Source organism: Flavobacterium suzhouense (assembly GCF_042684765.1).
Lineage (GTDB): Bacteria > Bacteroidota > Bacteroidia > Flavobacteriales > Flavobacteriaceae > Flavobacterium > Flavobacterium suzhouense.
In genome coordinates, this window is sequence record NZ_JBHUMD010000024.1 from 145,273 (window position 1) to 160,080 (window position 14,808).

General features: G+C 40.5%; 17 protein-coding genes. 3 read left to right on the forward strand and 14 right to left on the reverse strand.

Annotated elements, in window-relative coordinates; genetic code table 11:
* Nucleotides 1-4 precede the first annotated feature (4 nt).
* Nucleotides 5-793 carry a hypothetical protein gene (locus ACFSR3_RS10125; protein WP_379820861.1) on the forward strand — a complete coding sequence of 263 codons (789 nt, stop codon included), beginning with the start codon at nucleotides 5-7 and terminating at the stop codon, nucleotides 791-793.
* 174 nt (nucleotides 794-967) lie between these two features.
* Here ACFSR3_RS10125 and ACFSR3_RS10130 read toward each other — a convergent pair whose 3' ends face one another.
* From ACFSR3_RS10130 to ACFSR3_RS10165, 8 genes are all read right to left on the reverse strand, one after another.
* Entirely contained in the window at nucleotides 968-1,588 is a 621-nt protein-coding gene (locus ACFSR3_RS10130) for a class I SAM-dependent methyltransferase (RefSeq protein ID WP_379820862.1), read from the reverse strand.
* Nucleotides 1,588-3,273 (reverse strand): ABC transporter ATP-binding protein, encoded by a 1,686-nt coding sequence (locus ACFSR3_RS10135; protein ID WP_379820863.1) that lies wholly within the window; start codon nucleotides 3,271-3,273, stop codon nucleotides 1,588-1,590. Before ACFSR3_RS10135 ends, ACFSR3_RS10130 begins: the two co-directional genes overlap by 1 nt.
* A gap of 114 nt (nucleotides 3,274-3,387) precedes the next feature.
* Entirely contained in the window at nucleotides 3,388-4,101 is a 714-nt protein-coding gene (locus ACFSR3_RS10140; protein ID WP_379820864.1) for a 3'-5' exonuclease, read from the reverse strand.
* A gap of 121 nt (nucleotides 4,102-4,222) precedes the next feature.
* The gene (locus tag ACFSR3_RS10145) at nucleotides 4,223-5,437 is read right to left on the reverse strand and encodes a serine hydrolase domain-containing protein (protein ID WP_379820865.1); all 1,215 of its coding nucleotides are present in this window, start codon (nucleotides 5,435-5,437) and stop codon (nucleotides 4,223-4,225) included.
* 97 nt (nucleotides 5,438-5,534) lie between these two features.
* Nucleotides 5,535-6,008, reverse strand: coding sequence for a methylated-DNA--[protein]-cysteine S-methyltransferase (locus ACFSR3_RS10150; protein ID WP_379820866.1), 474 nt, complete (start codon nucleotides 6,006-6,008; stop codon nucleotides 5,535-5,537).
* Between the two features lie 180 nt (nucleotides 6,009-6,188).
* Nucleotides 6,189-6,389, reverse strand: a complete 201-nt coding sequence (locus tag ACFSR3_RS10155) for a helix-turn-helix transcriptional regulator (RefSeq protein WP_169520777.1) — start codon at nucleotides 6,387-6,389, stop codon at nucleotides 6,189-6,191.
* Entirely contained in the window at nucleotides 6,379-6,858 is a 480-nt protein-coding gene (locus tag ACFSR3_RS10160; protein ID WP_379820867.1) for a hypothetical protein, read from the reverse strand. The genes ACFSR3_RS10155 and ACFSR3_RS10160 overlap by 11 nt, the downstream gene beginning before the upstream one ends.
* 174 nt (nucleotides 6,859-7,032) lie before the next feature.
* Nucleotides 7,033-7,533, reverse strand: a complete 501-nt coding sequence (locus ACFSR3_RS10165) for a DUF1573 domain-containing protein (protein ID WP_114758401.1) — start codon at nucleotides 7,531-7,533, stop codon at nucleotides 7,033-7,035.
* Between the two features lie 250 nt (nucleotides 7,534-7,783).
* Here ACFSR3_RS10165 and ACFSR3_RS10170 point away from each other — a divergent pair, with 250 nt between their 5' ends.
* Together ACFSR3_RS10170 and ACFSR3_RS10175 are read left to right on the forward strand one after the other, a co-directional pair.
* A complete protein-coding gene (locus ACFSR3_RS10170) occupies nucleotides 7,784-9,061 on the forward strand; it encodes a sensor histidine kinase (RefSeq protein WP_379820868.1) in 1,278 nt (425 codons plus the stop codon).
* A complete protein-coding gene (locus ACFSR3_RS10175) occupies nucleotides 9,058-9,741 on the forward strand; it encodes a response regulator transcription factor (protein ID WP_379820869.1) in 684 nt (227 codons plus the stop codon). Before ACFSR3_RS10170 ends, ACFSR3_RS10175 begins: the two co-directional genes overlap by 4 nt.
* A gap of 55 nt (nucleotides 9,742-9,796) precedes the next feature.
* Here ACFSR3_RS10175 and ACFSR3_RS10180 read toward each other — a convergent pair whose 3' ends face one another.
* The 6 genes from ACFSR3_RS10180 to hemE all read right to left on the reverse strand — a co-directional run bounded on the left by ACFSR3_RS10180 (nucleotide 9,797) and on the right by hemE (nucleotide 14,708).
* The gene (locus ACFSR3_RS10180; protein WP_379820870.1) at nucleotides 9,797-10,204 is read right to left on the reverse strand and encodes a c-type cytochrome; all 408 of its coding nucleotides are present in this window, start codon (nucleotides 10,202-10,204) and stop codon (nucleotides 9,797-9,799) included.
* A 60-nt stretch (nucleotides 10,205-10,264) separates the two neighbouring features.
* Nucleotides 10,265-11,260, reverse strand: a complete 996-nt coding sequence (hemB, locus tag ACFSR3_RS10185) for a porphobilinogen synthase (RefSeq protein WP_379820871.1) — start codon at nucleotides 11,258-11,260, stop codon at nucleotides 10,265-10,267.
* A gap of 38 nt (nucleotides 11,261-11,298) precedes the next feature.
* Nucleotides 11,299-12,249 carry a DUF4421 family protein gene (locus ACFSR3_RS10190; RefSeq protein ID WP_379820872.1) on the reverse strand — a complete coding sequence of 317 codons (951 nt, stop codon included), beginning with the start codon at nucleotides 12,247-12,249 and terminating at the stop codon, nucleotides 11,299-11,301.
* Nucleotides 12,240-13,142, reverse strand: a complete 903-nt coding sequence (hemF, locus tag ACFSR3_RS10195; RefSeq protein WP_379820873.1) for an oxygen-dependent coproporphyrinogen oxidase — start codon at nucleotides 13,140-13,142, stop codon at nucleotides 12,240-12,242. The genes ACFSR3_RS10190 and hemF overlap by 10 nt, the downstream gene beginning before the upstream one ends.
* Nucleotides 13,143-13,243: 101 nt before the next feature.
* Nucleotides 13,244-13,597 (reverse strand): hypothetical protein, encoded by a 354-nt coding sequence (locus ACFSR3_RS10200; RefSeq protein WP_379820874.1) that lies wholly within the window; start codon nucleotides 13,595-13,597, stop codon nucleotides 13,244-13,246.
* Between the two features lie 85 nt (nucleotides 13,598-13,682).
* The gene (hemE, locus tag ACFSR3_RS10205) at nucleotides 13,683-14,708 is read right to left on the reverse strand and encodes a uroporphyrinogen decarboxylase (RefSeq protein WP_114758523.1); all 1,026 of its coding nucleotides are present in this window, start codon (nucleotides 14,706-14,708) and stop codon (nucleotides 13,683-13,685) included.
* Between the last annotated feature and the right edge of the window lie 100 nt (nucleotides 14,709-14,808).

Below are 14,808 nucleotides of genomic sequence, written 5' to 3' on the forward strand. Positions count from 1 at the left end.
AGTAATGATTAAATTAAAATACTTCAGTATTTTATATTTTCTATGTACCTCAGTATCTGCGCAAAGCATTTATACTGCTTTGCATCATGATAGCCCTGATGATTTAAGAAAAGGAATAAGTGTTAGCGAGATAACTGAAAATAGTATTATTTATGATGCTTCAGGAGCTAAAGTGACCAAAAAAGAAGTAACTCTTTTTAACAATCAAAATAGGGTTACATCAGAAGTAAGGTATGATGACAGTGGGAAAATGACTGACCGTTTAACCTTTATGTATGATTCTACAGGAGTAAAAAAGCTTGCGCGAAAATTCGAACACCTGATAAATGCAAAAGGTTTTGCAAGTGAGACTGCTTTTTATGAATATGACAATAACGGTTTTTTTATTGGGGTAATAGATAAGAACCAGCAGGGAAAAGTAGTAAGTACTACCAAGATTATCAATAATGAAAAAGGATACCCAATAGAATTGAAAGTAACTACTGATCGTACCGATGATTTTGGTAAAGAAGTTGCAGAATATGACTTTCAAAGTAATAGTGTCATGATTACTTCTATTGGACCTCGTGGAAATGTGATATCAACTCACAAAGCCAAAATAGACGATTCAATATATGATAAAGACGAGGTCGTTAATGAAAATGGTGATCTGGTAAAATCAGACGAATATTATTATAAATATGTGTATGATAAAAACCTAAACTGGATAAAACAGACACGATATAAAATAGTAAATGGTAAGCAGGTAAAAGATGCAGAATTTACAAGGAATATAAAATATTCAAAGAATTAATCTCGATTATTATGTAGCAAAGCCCTTTCGTTAGAGAGGGCTTTTTTTAGGTACTGTAGCTAAATCCGCGGGAATTCGCCAAAATCCGCGTCATCCGCGTTCTATTAATTGAGATTTACTTCAGCCTCGAGTCTTCACTTCGCTGTACTCCGGTCGAAATAGCATAGTATACGCCTATCTTTTTCTAAAACTACAAAACGTAAAATTCTGTATCGTATCAAATGGAGTTTTATGGTCAATATTGAAGCATTCCAGTTTTTCAAAACCTTTAGCGAAGACTTCGTTTAATTCTTCCTGAGAATATTGCTTTATATCAATACCGCTACATTTTTTAGGACCATTTTCAGAAAATGTTCCTATTGCAAGTAGTGCATTATTACTTAGTGCTGCATTGGCAATGATAACATAATTGATAATGTCTTTTTCTTCGGTAAGGAAATGAAAAGCCGCACGATCATGCCAGAAATCATATTTCTCTACAGGTTCAAAATGTGCAGCATCGGCAACAATCCATTTTATTTTACCTGCGTTATCGCCCAGTCTTTCTTTAGCTCTTTCCAGTGCTTTTTCTGATATGTCCAACACAGTGATATCGGTATAACCTATATCAAGTAATTGCTCAGCAAAAAAGCTGTCACCACCACCTATATCAATAATTTTAGCATTTTTAGGCAGGTTGTTCTTTATAACGAAATCAAGTGATGTTTGTGGTACCGGCTGGTACCAGCTTACATCCGTTAATTGCTTGGTGTCGTAGATGTTTTGCCAGTGGTCTTGTCTGTTGAAGTCTTCCATTAACTCTTTGGTATAGCGGCAATTAGCTTCTTAGTATATTCTTTCTGCGGATGCGCATACAGTGCATCGGCTTCATTCATTTCCTCAATTTTTCCTTTGTTCATAACCAGTACCTGATCGCTCATGTATTTTACCACGGCAAGGTCGTGCGAAATAAAAATATAGGTAAAGCCAAAGTTCTCCTTTAGCTCGTTAAGCAGGTTAAGGACCTGTGCCTGTACCGAAATATCCAGTGCCGATACCGACTCATCACAAACGATAAGTTTGGGCTGAAGGGCAATGGTTCGGGCAATCCCGATACGCTGTCGCTGACCTCCCGAAAACTCATGTGGATAACGGTTAAAGTGTTCTTCGCCCAATCCTACTCGGTTTAGTATTTCGATGGTCTTTTCACGACGTTCCTTGTCATTTTTGTAAAGCTTGTGCACCTGCATTGGTTCCATGATGGCTTTCCCTACAGTAATACGCGGGTTAAGCGATGAATACGGATCCTGAAAAATGATTTGTATCTCTTTGCGCAGGTCGCGAATTTCTCCGGGTGATAGTTTTGTTAGGTCAACACCACGGTATAGTATCGTTCCGGCAGTAGCTTTGTCTAACTGCAGTATGGCATTGCCAAGTGTTGATTTGCCGCAACCCGATTCGCCCACAAGGCCAAGAGTTTCGCCTTCGTATATCTTAAAGCTTACATCATCAACTGCTTTGAAATGCACATTTTTACCAAATAATCCTGCCGACGATACGTATTCTTTTTCTACATTTTTTACTTCCAGCAATGGCATTTGGCTGTATAGTTTTTCCAGATGTGCTGCGCGCTGCTGTGGCGTTATCTCTTCCGGATTTACAGTACCTTCAAGGTAATCCTGTATAGTAGGCAGTCGCTTAAGGCGAACGTCTAATGACGGGCGCGAACTGATAAGCGCTTTGGTATACGTATGTTTTGGATCATGGAATATCTCTTCCGATTCGCCCTGTTCAACGATTTCACCCCTAAACATCACGATGACCCTGTTGGCAATCTCAGATACCAATGAAAGGTCATGCGAAATAAAGATGATGCTCATTTTGGTTTCCTGCTGTAGTTCTTTCAGCAATAGTATGATTTCCTGCTGAACGGTAACATCAAGAGCCGTGGTAGGTTCGTCGGCAATAAGTATTTTAGGCTTGCAGGCAATAGCCATAGCGATCATAACGCGCTGCTTTTGCCCTCCCGATATCTCATGCGGATAACGGTTGTATATCTTTTCAGGGTTGGGAAGTTTTACTTTTTCAAAAAGAGAAAGTACCTCCTGTTTTATTGCTGCCGCGGTAAGTGATGTATGTTCTTTTAATATTTCTTCTACCTGATAGCCACATTTTAATGACGGATTCAGCGAACTCATAGGTTCTTGAAAGATCATGGCAATGTCATTCCCACGGAGGTTGCGAAGCTCTTTTTGGCTCATGGCCGAAGTATCCTTGCCATCAAACTCAATTTTTCCTTCGGTTATAGCCAATATACCTTTGGGTAATAAGCCCATAACGGCTAATGAAGTAACCGATTTACCTGAACCTGATTCACCCACAATACCAAGTATCTCATTTTCATTCAAAGTAAATGAACTGTTTTTTACTATGGGAATCCACTGGCCTTCTTTACGGGCTGAAATGGTAACGTGGTCTATATGGAGGAGAGGGTTATTCATGAAGTAAAAATAGGCATTTTTGTCCGAAGTCCGAAGTCGGATGTCCGAAGTTAGGATATGGTATATTGGTAATATGGATAGTGAATGGAGCCTCTGACTTCGGACTTCAAACCACTAAACATGTATAATCTCATCATCCACCAAAAGCTCTTCTCTTCTAAAACGAAGCAGTACCTGTGCCACTGCGATAACGTCTTTTTCGCAATAGGTCACTATACGGTCAATGTCTTTCTCTACGTGGTATACATAACCTACCTGGCTGCCGTCGATATCGCCTTTGGGCGAGGGAATGCCTAATATTTTGGTAAGTAGCTTTAGTGAAGTAAAACTTTTATAATCGCCAAATTTCCAAAGCTCCATGGTGTCCAGATGAGGTACTTCCCAAGGTTTTTTGCCAAAGAGGTTCAGCTTAAGCGGTATCGCAATGTTGTTGATGATCATACGACGTGCAATGAATGGAAAATCGAATTCCTTGGCATTGTGTCCGCACATGATATGTTGTGGCTGACTGAAGTGATTGTTCAGCAGGTTGTTGAAGTCTTTTAATATTTTTGACTCTTCCCCATGAAAAGACGTTACCCTGAAGTGGCGGATATCTCCCTTAAATGTAAAGTAACCCACAGAAAGGCATATGATCTTGCCAAACTCCGCCCAAATGCCTGCTTTTTCATAAAATTCTTCAGGTGATTGCCCGTCTTTACGCTGATAGTGTGTTTTCAGGTCGTAAAGGAGCTGGGTCTCTTCGTCAAGAAGGGTATAGTTAGGCTGTTCGGGAACCGTTTCTATATCAAGGAAAAGTATATTTTCGAGGTTTATTCTTTCTAGCATATTTTGTCAACGTTTCTTCATTGCGAGCGCAATATAATGGAGCGTGGCAATCTGAGATTGCTTCGTCGTTCCTCCCTGCCTTTGCCGGCAGGCAGGCTCGCAAAGACCAATCGGGGTTGTTTTACTTTTTCATTACTGTTACTTCTGCCTCTTCTTTAGTCATGGGCAGGCTGTTGCCTTTGCCTTCGTTGGGTTTCATAAGTCCCATCATTTTGTAGGCTTCGTCTACATATACATAAAAGTCGTTGCTGTGCGGGTCGGTCGTAGTTTGTAGTCCTTTGATGTGGCCTAAGCGAACGATAATGATATCATCTTCCGGAATCACGATTACAAACTGGCCCAGGTGCCCACGAAGGTAATACATGTCCTTACCCATATAGTTGTTTAACCAAACGCCATAGGCATACTGCGGTGAGGCAGGAAAACGGGCATGCGTCATTTTGGCTACAGCCGTACTATCTAAAATCTGCTCATTGTTCCATTTTCCGTTATGTTTAAGCAGTTTTCCAAAGCGGGCAAAATCGCGGGCATTACTGGCAATGCAGCAGTAAGCTTTTTCGATACCGTCAGGTTTGTCAATTTGCCAGAGCGCATCGTTATCGGCCCCCATAGGCTGCCAGAATTTTTTAGATACGTAGTCAGAAAGTGTTTCGCCGGTGGCTTTGGTAATTACCATTGCCAGAAGTTCAGTAGCACCGCTTACGTATTCGAATTCTTTACCCGGTTCTTTTATAACCGGAACTCCAAGCATGGTGTCCCACAAGTGGTCGCCAAAGTAAGCGCGGGTAGTTATGGAAAATGCACTGCTGTACTGCTCACCCCAGTCAAGGCCTGTGCTCATAGAAGATAAATCGCCTACAGTAAGTTTTGCTGCAACGCCTTTGCCAAATTCAGGGAAATAATCGGAAACAGGTTGGTCAAGGCTTTTTATCTTGCCTTCCATAATGGCTTTAAACATAGCGGCTGTAACCACCGTTTTTGCCATAGAGAAAGAGTTCGATTTGGAGTCTTTACCATAACCGTCGTAATAGCTTTCGTGCCAGATACTGTCATTTTTAATGATAAGATAGGCTACGGTACCAAGCTCTTTATGAACTTCTTCAAGTCTTTGGGTCGCCTTTACTTTATTATACTCCTTATGGGTAGCCCAGGGTTGTGAAGTGCCTTTTTTAATGGTGCGGTTATCAAAATGGGTATAATCGTCAAGATAGGCGGTAGTCTTACCGTGAAGATACACTACGCGAACAGCTTTTATAAGATAATCAACATCAAAAATGTACATCAGGGCAATGATTGCAGCAATAATGCCGACAAACCAAAGAAGGAATTTTTTCATAAGTATCGGTTAGGATGTTATGACGAATTTACATAAAAAATGGTTAGCTTTTGAGCCTGGTATTATACGAATTATAATCAATTTGCACTAAACAGGATCAGAACAAACTCTGCTGTATAGGAGGAGTTTCATGCTCCAGCAGCCATTTCTTGCGCCATAATCCTCCGGCATATCCGGTTAATGAACCGTCAGAGCCTATTACCCTATGGCAGGGTACAACTACCCAAAGCGGATTCTTTCCATTAGCAGATGCTACGGCGCGTATGGCTTTTACATCGCCAAGTTTTATGGATAGTTCCTGGTAGGAAGTTGTCTTTCCAAACGGGATTTCGAGCAGAGCCTTCCATACTTTTTTCTGGAAATCGGTGCCCTGAGGATTGAGCTGAAAATCAAAAGTATTGCGTTTGCCGTCAAAATATTCGGTTAGCTGCAGGGCTGCGTTCTCAAGGGGCGCTGGTATTTTTTTAGTAACCGGAAGTTCTTCATCCAATACCCATATTTTACAGATGCCATTTTCATCACCCTCAAGAAGGGCAATGCCAAGCGGTGTTTTTATATGGGCCTGTTCCATTTAGGGATTATTAGATTTTTAGACTGCTGGATTATTGGATAAAGATAGCAATAGTTTTTATACCGCAGAGATGCGCTAAGCTGACGTAGAGCTACACTGAGGGTTTGTTGTTGTCAATTGAGCACTCTGCGAATTTCACTTTGTGAAGTATAATCTTTGCGTAACTCTGCGGTATAACTCCTAATCCTCTTCCCCTAATTCGAAAATCTCATTAACGGGTTTTTCAAACAGGCGTGAGATCTTTAATGCCAGTACGGTTGAAGGTACAAATTTTCCGGCTTCCATGGCATTTATGGTCTGACGGCTAACACCAATCTTATCGGCAAGATCCTGCTGGGTAAGGTTAAATATGGCGCGTTGTACTTTTATATTATTCTTCATGATCTGCGGAGTGTTTAAATGTATACAATTTCCAGTTAAAACGGATAATGAAAAATAAAAGATGTGTAAAGAGGGCAATCATCATTACGGTATAGATTATAGATCCGTATACAAACCATACACATAAAAAGAAAAGTAAATAATTTACATAGGTTGACCAAACCAGGCTTTCCAACCTTATTTTCGCCGTCATTTCATCTTCGATCTTTTCTTTTGAAAAGGCAAAAACAAGCCCACTTATCACAAATACTGATATTAAAAGCTCATCAAATATATCATTGGGTATAAACTCAAAATATTTCATTTTCCCAAAGATATCATCGTTCATTACGGCAAATACTGTTGTGTCTAAATTGATGATTTCTGAATCGTCTATTAATAGAAGATAGAACATTACTAATGTTGCGACAATAAACAGTATACCGCTTATTGTTTTAAACTTGTGCGGAAATAAATAATTCGTTTTCATGATGATTGGATTTAAAGTTCAAACGAATGTAAAATAAAATTTCCAATATGACAAATAAACTTTACATTTTGTAAAGTATAAAATTCTTTTAGTAAAGAGTTTACGTCAATATACTTCATAAAAAAAGCCCTCCGCAAAGCGGAAGGCCTTCTATATAGTAAGATGATATACGAATTAGTTAGCTGTAGGTGCAGTTACCGGAGCAGCCTCAGTAGCAGGAGCTAAAACTTTACCTTTGATAGTAAGGATTTTGTTTACGTCGCTGTCGTTTGTAGTTACAGTTACGTTTTTGGTGAAGCTTCCCGGAGATGCAGCGTTAAAAGTTGCAGTTACAGTAGCAGACTCACCTGGTTTAACAGGAGTCTTAGTGTAGTTTGTAGCTGTACATCCGCAAGACGCTTTTACGTTAGTGATAAGTACAGTTTGTTTTGTAGTGTTTTTGAAAGTAAACTCGTGAGAAACCGGTTTACCTTTCTCAATATCACCAAAATTGTGAGTATCTTCTTTCCAAGTGATTCCAGATGGAGTCATATTTTTTGGAGCTTCTTGTGTTGCAGCAGTAGCAGCAGGAGCAGCAGCAGCTTTTTTAGCCGTAGCTGTTTGTGCAGAAGCACCCTGAGCAACAAAGAAGAAAGCACCAACAAGTGCAAGAGTAGATAATTTTAAAGTTTTCATAATCGTAATCAATTAATATTAGTTATTAAATTTTTTCAGTTTTCTATTACACAAATATATTTAGTAAAATCTTCCAATTTGTTAATCGCTTTCAAAGTATTGTTAATGACATGTTAACGGTCACTATTTCAGCGTTTTTTATATGCAGCCCTTCACTAATTTTATACTGCATTATTGTTTTCCTATTTTTGGAGGCAATATACTATTTATAAATAAAACCGTAACCGGTTAAACAAATAACATTCCAAAATTGAAATTTAACACGTTAAATATAATAGTTTTTATTGGTTTACTTGCAATTGTAGGGGTTTTGAGCATGCAGCTTGTGATGCTTAACCAGGCGTATACCTTCGAAAAAAAGGAGGTTGGCGAGAAAATCCACTTCGCATTGCAGGATGTGGTAAACAAGATTTACAGAGACAATAACAATGAACTTCCTGCCGAAACGCCTATAAAAAAAGTGTCGGAAGATTATTATGTTGTGAATGTAAATGATGTTTTTGAGGCAGAAATACTTGAAGTGTACCTTCAAAATGAGTTCCAGAAAGTTAAGCTGGATATGGATTATGAATATGCTATTTACGATTGCGGATCTGACGAGATGATGTATGGAGAATATATAACTGCTGCGGGTAAAGCAAGGACCGATAAGGTTAAATGCGAAAAATGTTTTACCAAGCGTGCAGGTTTGGTTTATTATTTTGCGGTACGTTTTCCACAACTGCGATACAGCTACATTTCTTCGCTTCAGCAATACTGGATTTACACCGGGGTATTATTCCTTGTACTTATTATTTATGTATATTCGGTTTTTCTGATGCTAAAGCAAAAAAAATATACCGAGCTCCAAAAGGATTTTATCAATAATATGACGCATGAGTTCAAGACACCATTATCGTCTATTCTTATTGCTTCTAATTATGCTGCGAAACAGCAAGCCATTGAAAACGATCCCAAACTGAACAAATACCTTAAAATTATAATTGAGCAAAGCAATAAGCTTAACCAGCATATAGAACGTATACTTTCGGTGGCCAAGACAGAATCGTCGTTGGTATCGTTAGAGAAGAAGGAGTTTGATTTGGTAGAGCGTCTGGAACTTGTTCGTGAGAATGCTTCAATAAAATTTGAAAATGCGGTTATCACTTTAAAGAGTGCCAAACCTGAATATTTTATAAAAGCTGACGAGTTTCACTTTTACAATATTGCTTACAACATAGTAGAGAATGCTGTAAAATACAGTGCCGGCAAACCCGAAATAACGATTACCATAAATGAGCCTGGTAAAGGACTTGCAATAAGTTTTAGCGATAACGGTCCGGGTATCGCCCCTGAACATATTGACTATGTGTTCGATCGTTTTTACAGGGTGCCAAGAGAGAACAAGACCGAGGTGGAAGGTTTTGGCATCGGGCTTTTTTATGTAAAAAAGATATGCGAACTTCACGGTTGGAAAATAAGCATTCATAATAATGAGAGTAGTGGCATTACCATTACTATTCATATTCCTAAAAGCAGCATTGTATGAGCCGAAAGAAAATTTTATACGTAGAAGACGATAATACGCTGGCGTTCCTAACGTCAGATAACTTAGAGCAATACTATGAGGTGGTACATTTTGCTAACGGGAAGGATGCTTTTGATGCTTTTAAAAAAGAAGAGTTTGACCTGTGCATACTCGATGTGATGCTACCTGAGATGGATGGCTTTGAACTTGCTGCTGCCATACGGGAACGTAACCTTGCCGTACCTATTATTTTCCTTTCAGCTAAAACACTTAAGGAAGACCGTATAAAAGGACTGAAGCTTGGTGCAGATGATTACCTCATAAAGCCTTACAGCATTGAGGAACTTATCCTGAAAATTGAGGTGTTCCTGCAGCGCAGCCACAAAGTTACACCAACAAAAAGTACAGCCTGTACGATAGGTTCATTTACTTTCGATCCTGAAAATTACGTGATAATAAAAGGAGACGAAAAAATTAGCCTTACCGAAAGGGAGTCGGCATTGCTAAAGCTTTTTATTGATAACAAAAACACCATCCTGAAACGCGAAAAGATCCTTAGGGAACTTTGGGGTACCGATGATTATTTCATGGGAAGAAGCATGGATGTTTTTATCTCACGTTTACGCAAAATTTTCAAGGACGATGAAACTATCAGAATTGAAAATATCCCAAGGATAGGTTTTAAGCTTGTAGCACCGTAAAGCCCCCAACCCCAAAGGGGAGTTTTTCACGTATTGCAATTCCCCCTTTGGGGGGTTAGGGGGCAACACTATAGAAATAATCCTCAAGAGCTTTCAGTTCCTCATCCGTAAAATTTTTAGTGATGGCAAAGTTGGCCTGCATCACTGCATATTGCGAAGGATCTACCAATGGCTCGCCATTGCCTTTAAGGAACTCGACCATATTGCCTTTTTTCTCTTTGTATATTTTCGCAATTTCAATTACGCTTGGTCCAATGATTTTTTGATCGGTCTTGTGGCAGGAGAAGCAGTTTCCTTTGCCATCAAAAATTTCCTGGCCTAATTGTTCTGACGGGCTAAGGTTGGCAGTAGCACCTTCAGAAACTGTTTCGCTTGTAGTGTAAGATGCGTCTTTTTTCTCTTCTTCTTTTTTACAGGCACAAAGGGAAAGTGCAAGGAAAGGGATGATTAGTTTGTGTTTCATTTCAAAGTTTTTGCAAATATAAAAACAACCGCCCCTTCATTATGAAGGGGCGCAGTTAAATTATTTATTCAAAAGTATAGCGGCTTCTTTAGCAAAATACGTCGATATAATATCGGCTCCTGCACGTTTAATGCAGTGCAGCTGCTCGATCATAATCTTGTCGTTGTCCAGCCAGCCTCTTTCGGCAGCAGCCTTGATCATGGCATATTCGCCCGACACATGATATACCGATACCGGTACATTCACGGTATTCTTCACTTCGCGAACGATGTCCAGATAAGCGATACCCGGTTTTACCATAACAATGTCAGCACCTTCTTCTACGTCGTGCAATGCTTCCCTAATGGCTTCAATACGGTTAGCATAATCCATCTGGTAAGTCTTTTTATCCTTCGGTACTTTCACTTCCGATTCTTTTGGAGCACTGTCAAGCGCATCTCTGAAAGGCCCGTAAAAAGATGATGCATATTTGGCACTGTAGCTCATAATACCTACATGCTGAAAACCTGCACTGTCTAGTCCTTCGCGAAGACGCAGCACCCTGCCATCCATCATATCGCTTGGTGCGGCAAAATCGGCTCCCGCCTCGGCGTGGGAAACAGCCATACGTACAAGAGCATCTACAGTTTCGTCGTTAGCCACATCACCATTTTTGATAATGCCATCGTGACCGTAAATAGAATAAGGGTCAAGAGCCACATCGGGCATAACGATAATTTCAGGAACAGCATCTTTAATGGCTTTGATAGCGCGCTGCATCAGTCCGTCAGGATTCCAGGCTTCTTTACCGGTATTGTCCTTTAGTTTATCATCTACTTTTACATAAATGTTTACGGCTTTTATGCCAAGGCTCCAAAGCTCTTTTACTTCCTTAACGGTAAGGTCGATGGAACGGCGAAATATTCCCGGCATAGATGGGATGGCCACTTCTACATTTGTTCCTTCGGCAATGAACATCGGGAACATAAAGTCGTTTGGTGTCAGTATGGTTTCACGTACCAGCGAACGGATGGATTCGTTGGTGCGTAGTCTGCGGTCTCTGTGTATTGGAAACATGATATTAAGTTTTAAGTTTACAGTTGACGGTTGTCAGTCTATAAATTGTATTTAGTTTTTATTTTATTCTTTTCTCTCGTTAAAACATCCGGGGCATTAAACCGATAACCAAAAAATATCGTCCCAAAGCTTACAGCATCATTCATTTCTACTTTGCTTTCGGTGCTATGGTTCGATGCGGTGCCCTTTGTGTAGAGTCCGCCGTAAAAGGTGTCTGAATTATATCCTAACGATATGCTTAGCGAAGCTGTACTCAAAAAATGGGTTTCATCGTCGCCCTCATCATTCATGTACGTTATTCCGCCGCCAAGCGAAAATCCTGCTCCAACAAGAAATTTTTTAGCGATAACCCAGTTGTAATTATATGCCGGAGACAGCGCAACATCTATAAAGTAAGACTTGCCTTTAAGGTCTTCGGTTTTATTGCCGTTCAGTTCTGTGTAATAATAAGAGAGCTGCGGGGCAAAACTTCCGGCACTTTTTAGCTGTCGCTCACTCTGGAAAGCCAGTGCCCTGAAAGAGTAATTCTTATTAAAGACATAGGAAGTGCTTCCGCCTACTTTAAAGGTTTTTAATCCCGAATAGTATATACTAGCCTGAGGAGCCTCTAGGGAGATTCCTTTCTGATAGATAAGATCAAAATGCTGCATCCATCTGCCTGGGAACAGGGTCATGCTGTATGCTGTCATCTTAGAGCCTTTATTGTCTTTGTTCTCGGCAAAGAATTTAGGCGCAATACCAAAACTGAAAGAAATGAAATCGTACTGAACCGAAACGCCTAAGGTGGTTTTTTGATTCGGAACTAAATCTACAGTTAGGTTTTCCTGGCTATAGTCAAGAGTGAATTGATTTGAGGTATTCAGTATAAACAGCTGTGTTGATATCTTGTCTTCAAATTTTTGAATATAAGGATTACTGAGGCTGTCGGTTTGTGCAAAACAACCGCTGCCTGTAAACAACATTGCTGCTATGTATCTGTTTATACCCAATCTATCGGATTTGCCAGTATTTTTATCAGTCGTTCTTCTTCGCTTCCTGCTGCCGGATGATGATCATATACCCATTGCACATGTGGTGGAAGGCTCATTAATATACTCTCCATACGACCGTTGGTCTTAAGCCCAAACAGCGTTCCTTTATCGTGCACAAGGTTGAACTCTACATAACGTCCGCGGCGAATTTCCTGCCAGGTACGGTTTTCATCAGTATAAGCAATATCTTTTCTTCGTTCCACTATCGGTACATAAGCCTGAAGGAAACTGTTGCCCACTTCGGTCACGAAATCATACCAGTTGTCCATACTGAAGTTTTCAGAGGCCTTGCAGTGGTCAAAGAACAATCCGCCTATGCCGCGTGCTTCGTCACGGTGAGCGTTCCAGAAATATTCATCGCACTGTTTTTTGAACTTTGCGTAAAAGTCAGGATTATGTTTATCACAGGCCGTTTTACAGGTTTGGTGAAAATGTTTTGCATCCTCATCAAACAGATAGTAAGGAGTCAGGTCCTGCCCTCCGCCAAACCAGCTGTTTACTACATTACCTTGTTTATCATACATTTCAAAATAACGCCAGTTGGCATGTACAGTCGGTACAAAAGGATTCTTAGGGTGGATGACCAAACTTAACCCGCAGGCAAAGAAATCTACATCGCCTACCTTAAAATAGGCCTGCATTGCCGGAGGTAACGGTCCGTGAACGGCAGAGATATTTACCCCTCCCTTTTCGAACACACTTCCGTTTTCAATAACGCGCGTACGTCCGCCACCGCCTTCGGCGCGTTCCCAAATGTCTTCACGAAATTTTGCAGTACCGTCGACCGCTTCAAGTCCTGAAGTGATGGTGTCCTGTAATTGCTGTATGTATTGGTAAAATTTATTTTTCATTGTTTTTCTCTTTCCTTGGATTTTACCACAAGGGGCACAAGGTTTTACACTAAGGACACAAAGCTTTGTGAACCTTGTGAATATCGTAGTGTACTTTGTGGTTATTTACTCAACGCATTTATCTTATTAAAAATATCAAATGAGAACATTTTGCTTTCGACTTGTATAAAATTGTATAATGCTATGGCTTTATCCTTAAAGGCAGGATTAGCAGCCAGCATATCAGCAAGGCGTTCCATATTGGCAAAATCGAAATGCAGTTTGGTTACATGGGCATTCAGTTCATCACCCGTCATGGCGTCAATGCTTTCATAAGACAATCCAAGCTGCGTCAATAATGGTTGTGCTTCATCTTTCAGCCAGCCTTCAGGAACATAAGCCAGTTCCATAAGCTTGTTCAGGATGTTGTTTATCCTTTCGTTCTCTTCGTCGCGTAGTCCTAAGCTTAGAGGCATTTTTATAGTTTTAAGTTAACGGTTTACAGTTTACAGTCATTCAGCAACCGTGGCAGCTGTGAACCGTAAACTGTAAACTTGTAGCTTATTTATATTCTTTCACAGCATCAATAAATGCTTTGGCGTGGTCTACCGGAATGTTAGGTAGTATGCCGTGGCCTAAATTTACGATATAATTGTCTTTGCCAAACTCATCGATCATCTGGTGTACCATTTTCTTGATAGTTGGTATTGGCGAAAGTAGCCTTGACGGGTCAAAGTTACCTTGTAGTGTAATTCTTCCGCCTGATAGGTAACGGGCGTTACGTGCCGAACACGTCCAGTCAACCCCAAGTGCCGATGCCTTGCTTTGTGCCATATCATTAAGGGCAAACCAACAGCCTTTTCCAAACACGATAACGTGCGTTTCAGGAGCCAGTGCTTCTACGATCTGGTTAATATATTTCCATGAGAATTCCTGATAGTCAACAGGCGATAACATACCACCCCAGCTGTCAAATACCTGAACGGCATTTACACCTGCTTTTACTTTTTCTTTAAGGTAAGCAATGGTAGTATCGGTAATTTTCTGAAGCAGCGCGTGCGCCGCTTCAGGCTGCGAAAAGCAGAAACCTTTGGCAGTATCAAAACTTTTTGAGCCTTTTCCTTCTACCGCATAACAGAAGATCGTCCATGGCGAACCTGCGAAACCGATAAGTGGCACTTCGTCGTTCAGCATTTCTTTGGTCAGCTTAATGGCATCCATCACGTAACCAAGCGTTTCGTGAATGTCCGGTACGCGTACTTTCTCTACGTCCTGAGCCGTGCGTATAGGGTTTGGCAAAAACGGACCTACGCTTTCTTTCATCAGCACTTCAATGCCCATAGCCTGTGGCACCACAAGAATGTCAGAGAACAGGATAGCAGCATCCGGCTTTACAATACGGATAGGCTGTACTGTAATCTCAGCAGCAAGCTCAGGAGTCTGGCAGCGGGTAAAGAAATCATACTTGTCGCGAAGTGCACGGAATTCAGGTAAATACCTGCCTGCCTGGCGCATCATCCATACCGGTGGGCGTTCTACTGTCTCGTTGCGTAATGCTTTTAAGAAAAGGTCGTTTTTTATGCTCATGTTTGTTTTTGTTTTTTACCACAAGGGGCACTATGGTTTTTTCACAAAGTTCACAAGGTTTTCTTTTCACGCGCACAAAGCTTTGTGTTCTTTGTGTCTG

Coding starts and splice junctions, on each gene's coding strand:
- hemB (WP_379820871.1), bottom strand. CDS start 11,260: ATGTTTCCAATACACAGAGACCGCAGACTACGCACCAACGAATCCATC.
- ACFSR3_RS10200 (WP_379820874.1), bottom strand. CDS start 13,597: ATGCCTCTAAGCTTAGGACTACGCGACGAAGAGAACGAAAGGATAAAC.
- ACFSR3_RS10165 (WP_114758401.1), bottom strand. CDS start 7,533: ATGAAAACTTTAAAATTATCTACTCTTGCACTTGTTGGTGCTTTCTTC.
- ACFSR3_RS10150 (WP_379820866.1), bottom strand. CDS start 6,008: ATGGAACAGGCCCATATAAAAACACCGCTTGGCATTGCCCTTCTTGAG.
- hemF (WP_379820873.1), bottom strand. CDS start 13,142: ATGAAAAATAAATTTTACCAATACATACAGCAATTACAGGACACCATC.
- hemE (WP_114758523.1), bottom strand. CDS start 14,708: ATGAGCATAAAAAACGACCTTTTCTTAAAAGCATTACGCAACGAGACA.
- ACFSR3_RS10140 (WP_379820864.1), bottom strand. CDS start 4,101: ATGCTAGAAAGAATAAACCTCGAAAATATACTTTTCCTTGATATAGAA.
- ACFSR3_RS10145 (WP_379820865.1), bottom strand. CDS start 5,437: ATGAAAAAATTCCTTCTTTGGTTTGTCGGCATTATTGCTGCAATCATT.
- ACFSR3_RS10130 (WP_379820862.1), bottom strand. CDS start 1,588: ATGGAAGACTTCAACAGACAAGACCACTGGCAAAACATCTACGACACC.
- ACFSR3_RS10175 (WP_379820869.1), top strand. CDS start 9,058: ATGAGCCGAAAGAAAATTTTATACGTAGAAGACGATAATACGCTGGCG.
- ACFSR3_RS10160 (WP_379820867.1), bottom strand. CDS start 6,858: ATGAAAACGAATTATTTATTTCCGCACAAGTTTAAAACAATAAGCGGT.
- ACFSR3_RS10135 (WP_379820863.1), bottom strand. CDS start 3,273: ATGAATAACCCTCTCCTCCATATAGACCACGTTACCATTTCAGCCCGT.
- ACFSR3_RS10155 (WP_169520777.1), bottom strand. CDS start 6,389: ATGAAGAATAATATAAAAGTACAACGCGCCATATTTAACCTTACCCAG.
- ACFSR3_RS10125 (WP_379820861.1), top strand. CDS start 5: ATGATTAAATTAAAATACTTCAGTATTTTATATTTTCTATGTACCTCA.
- ACFSR3_RS10180 (WP_379820870.1), bottom strand. CDS start 10,204: ATGAAACACAAACTAATCATCCCTTTCCTTGCACTTTCCCTTTGTGCC.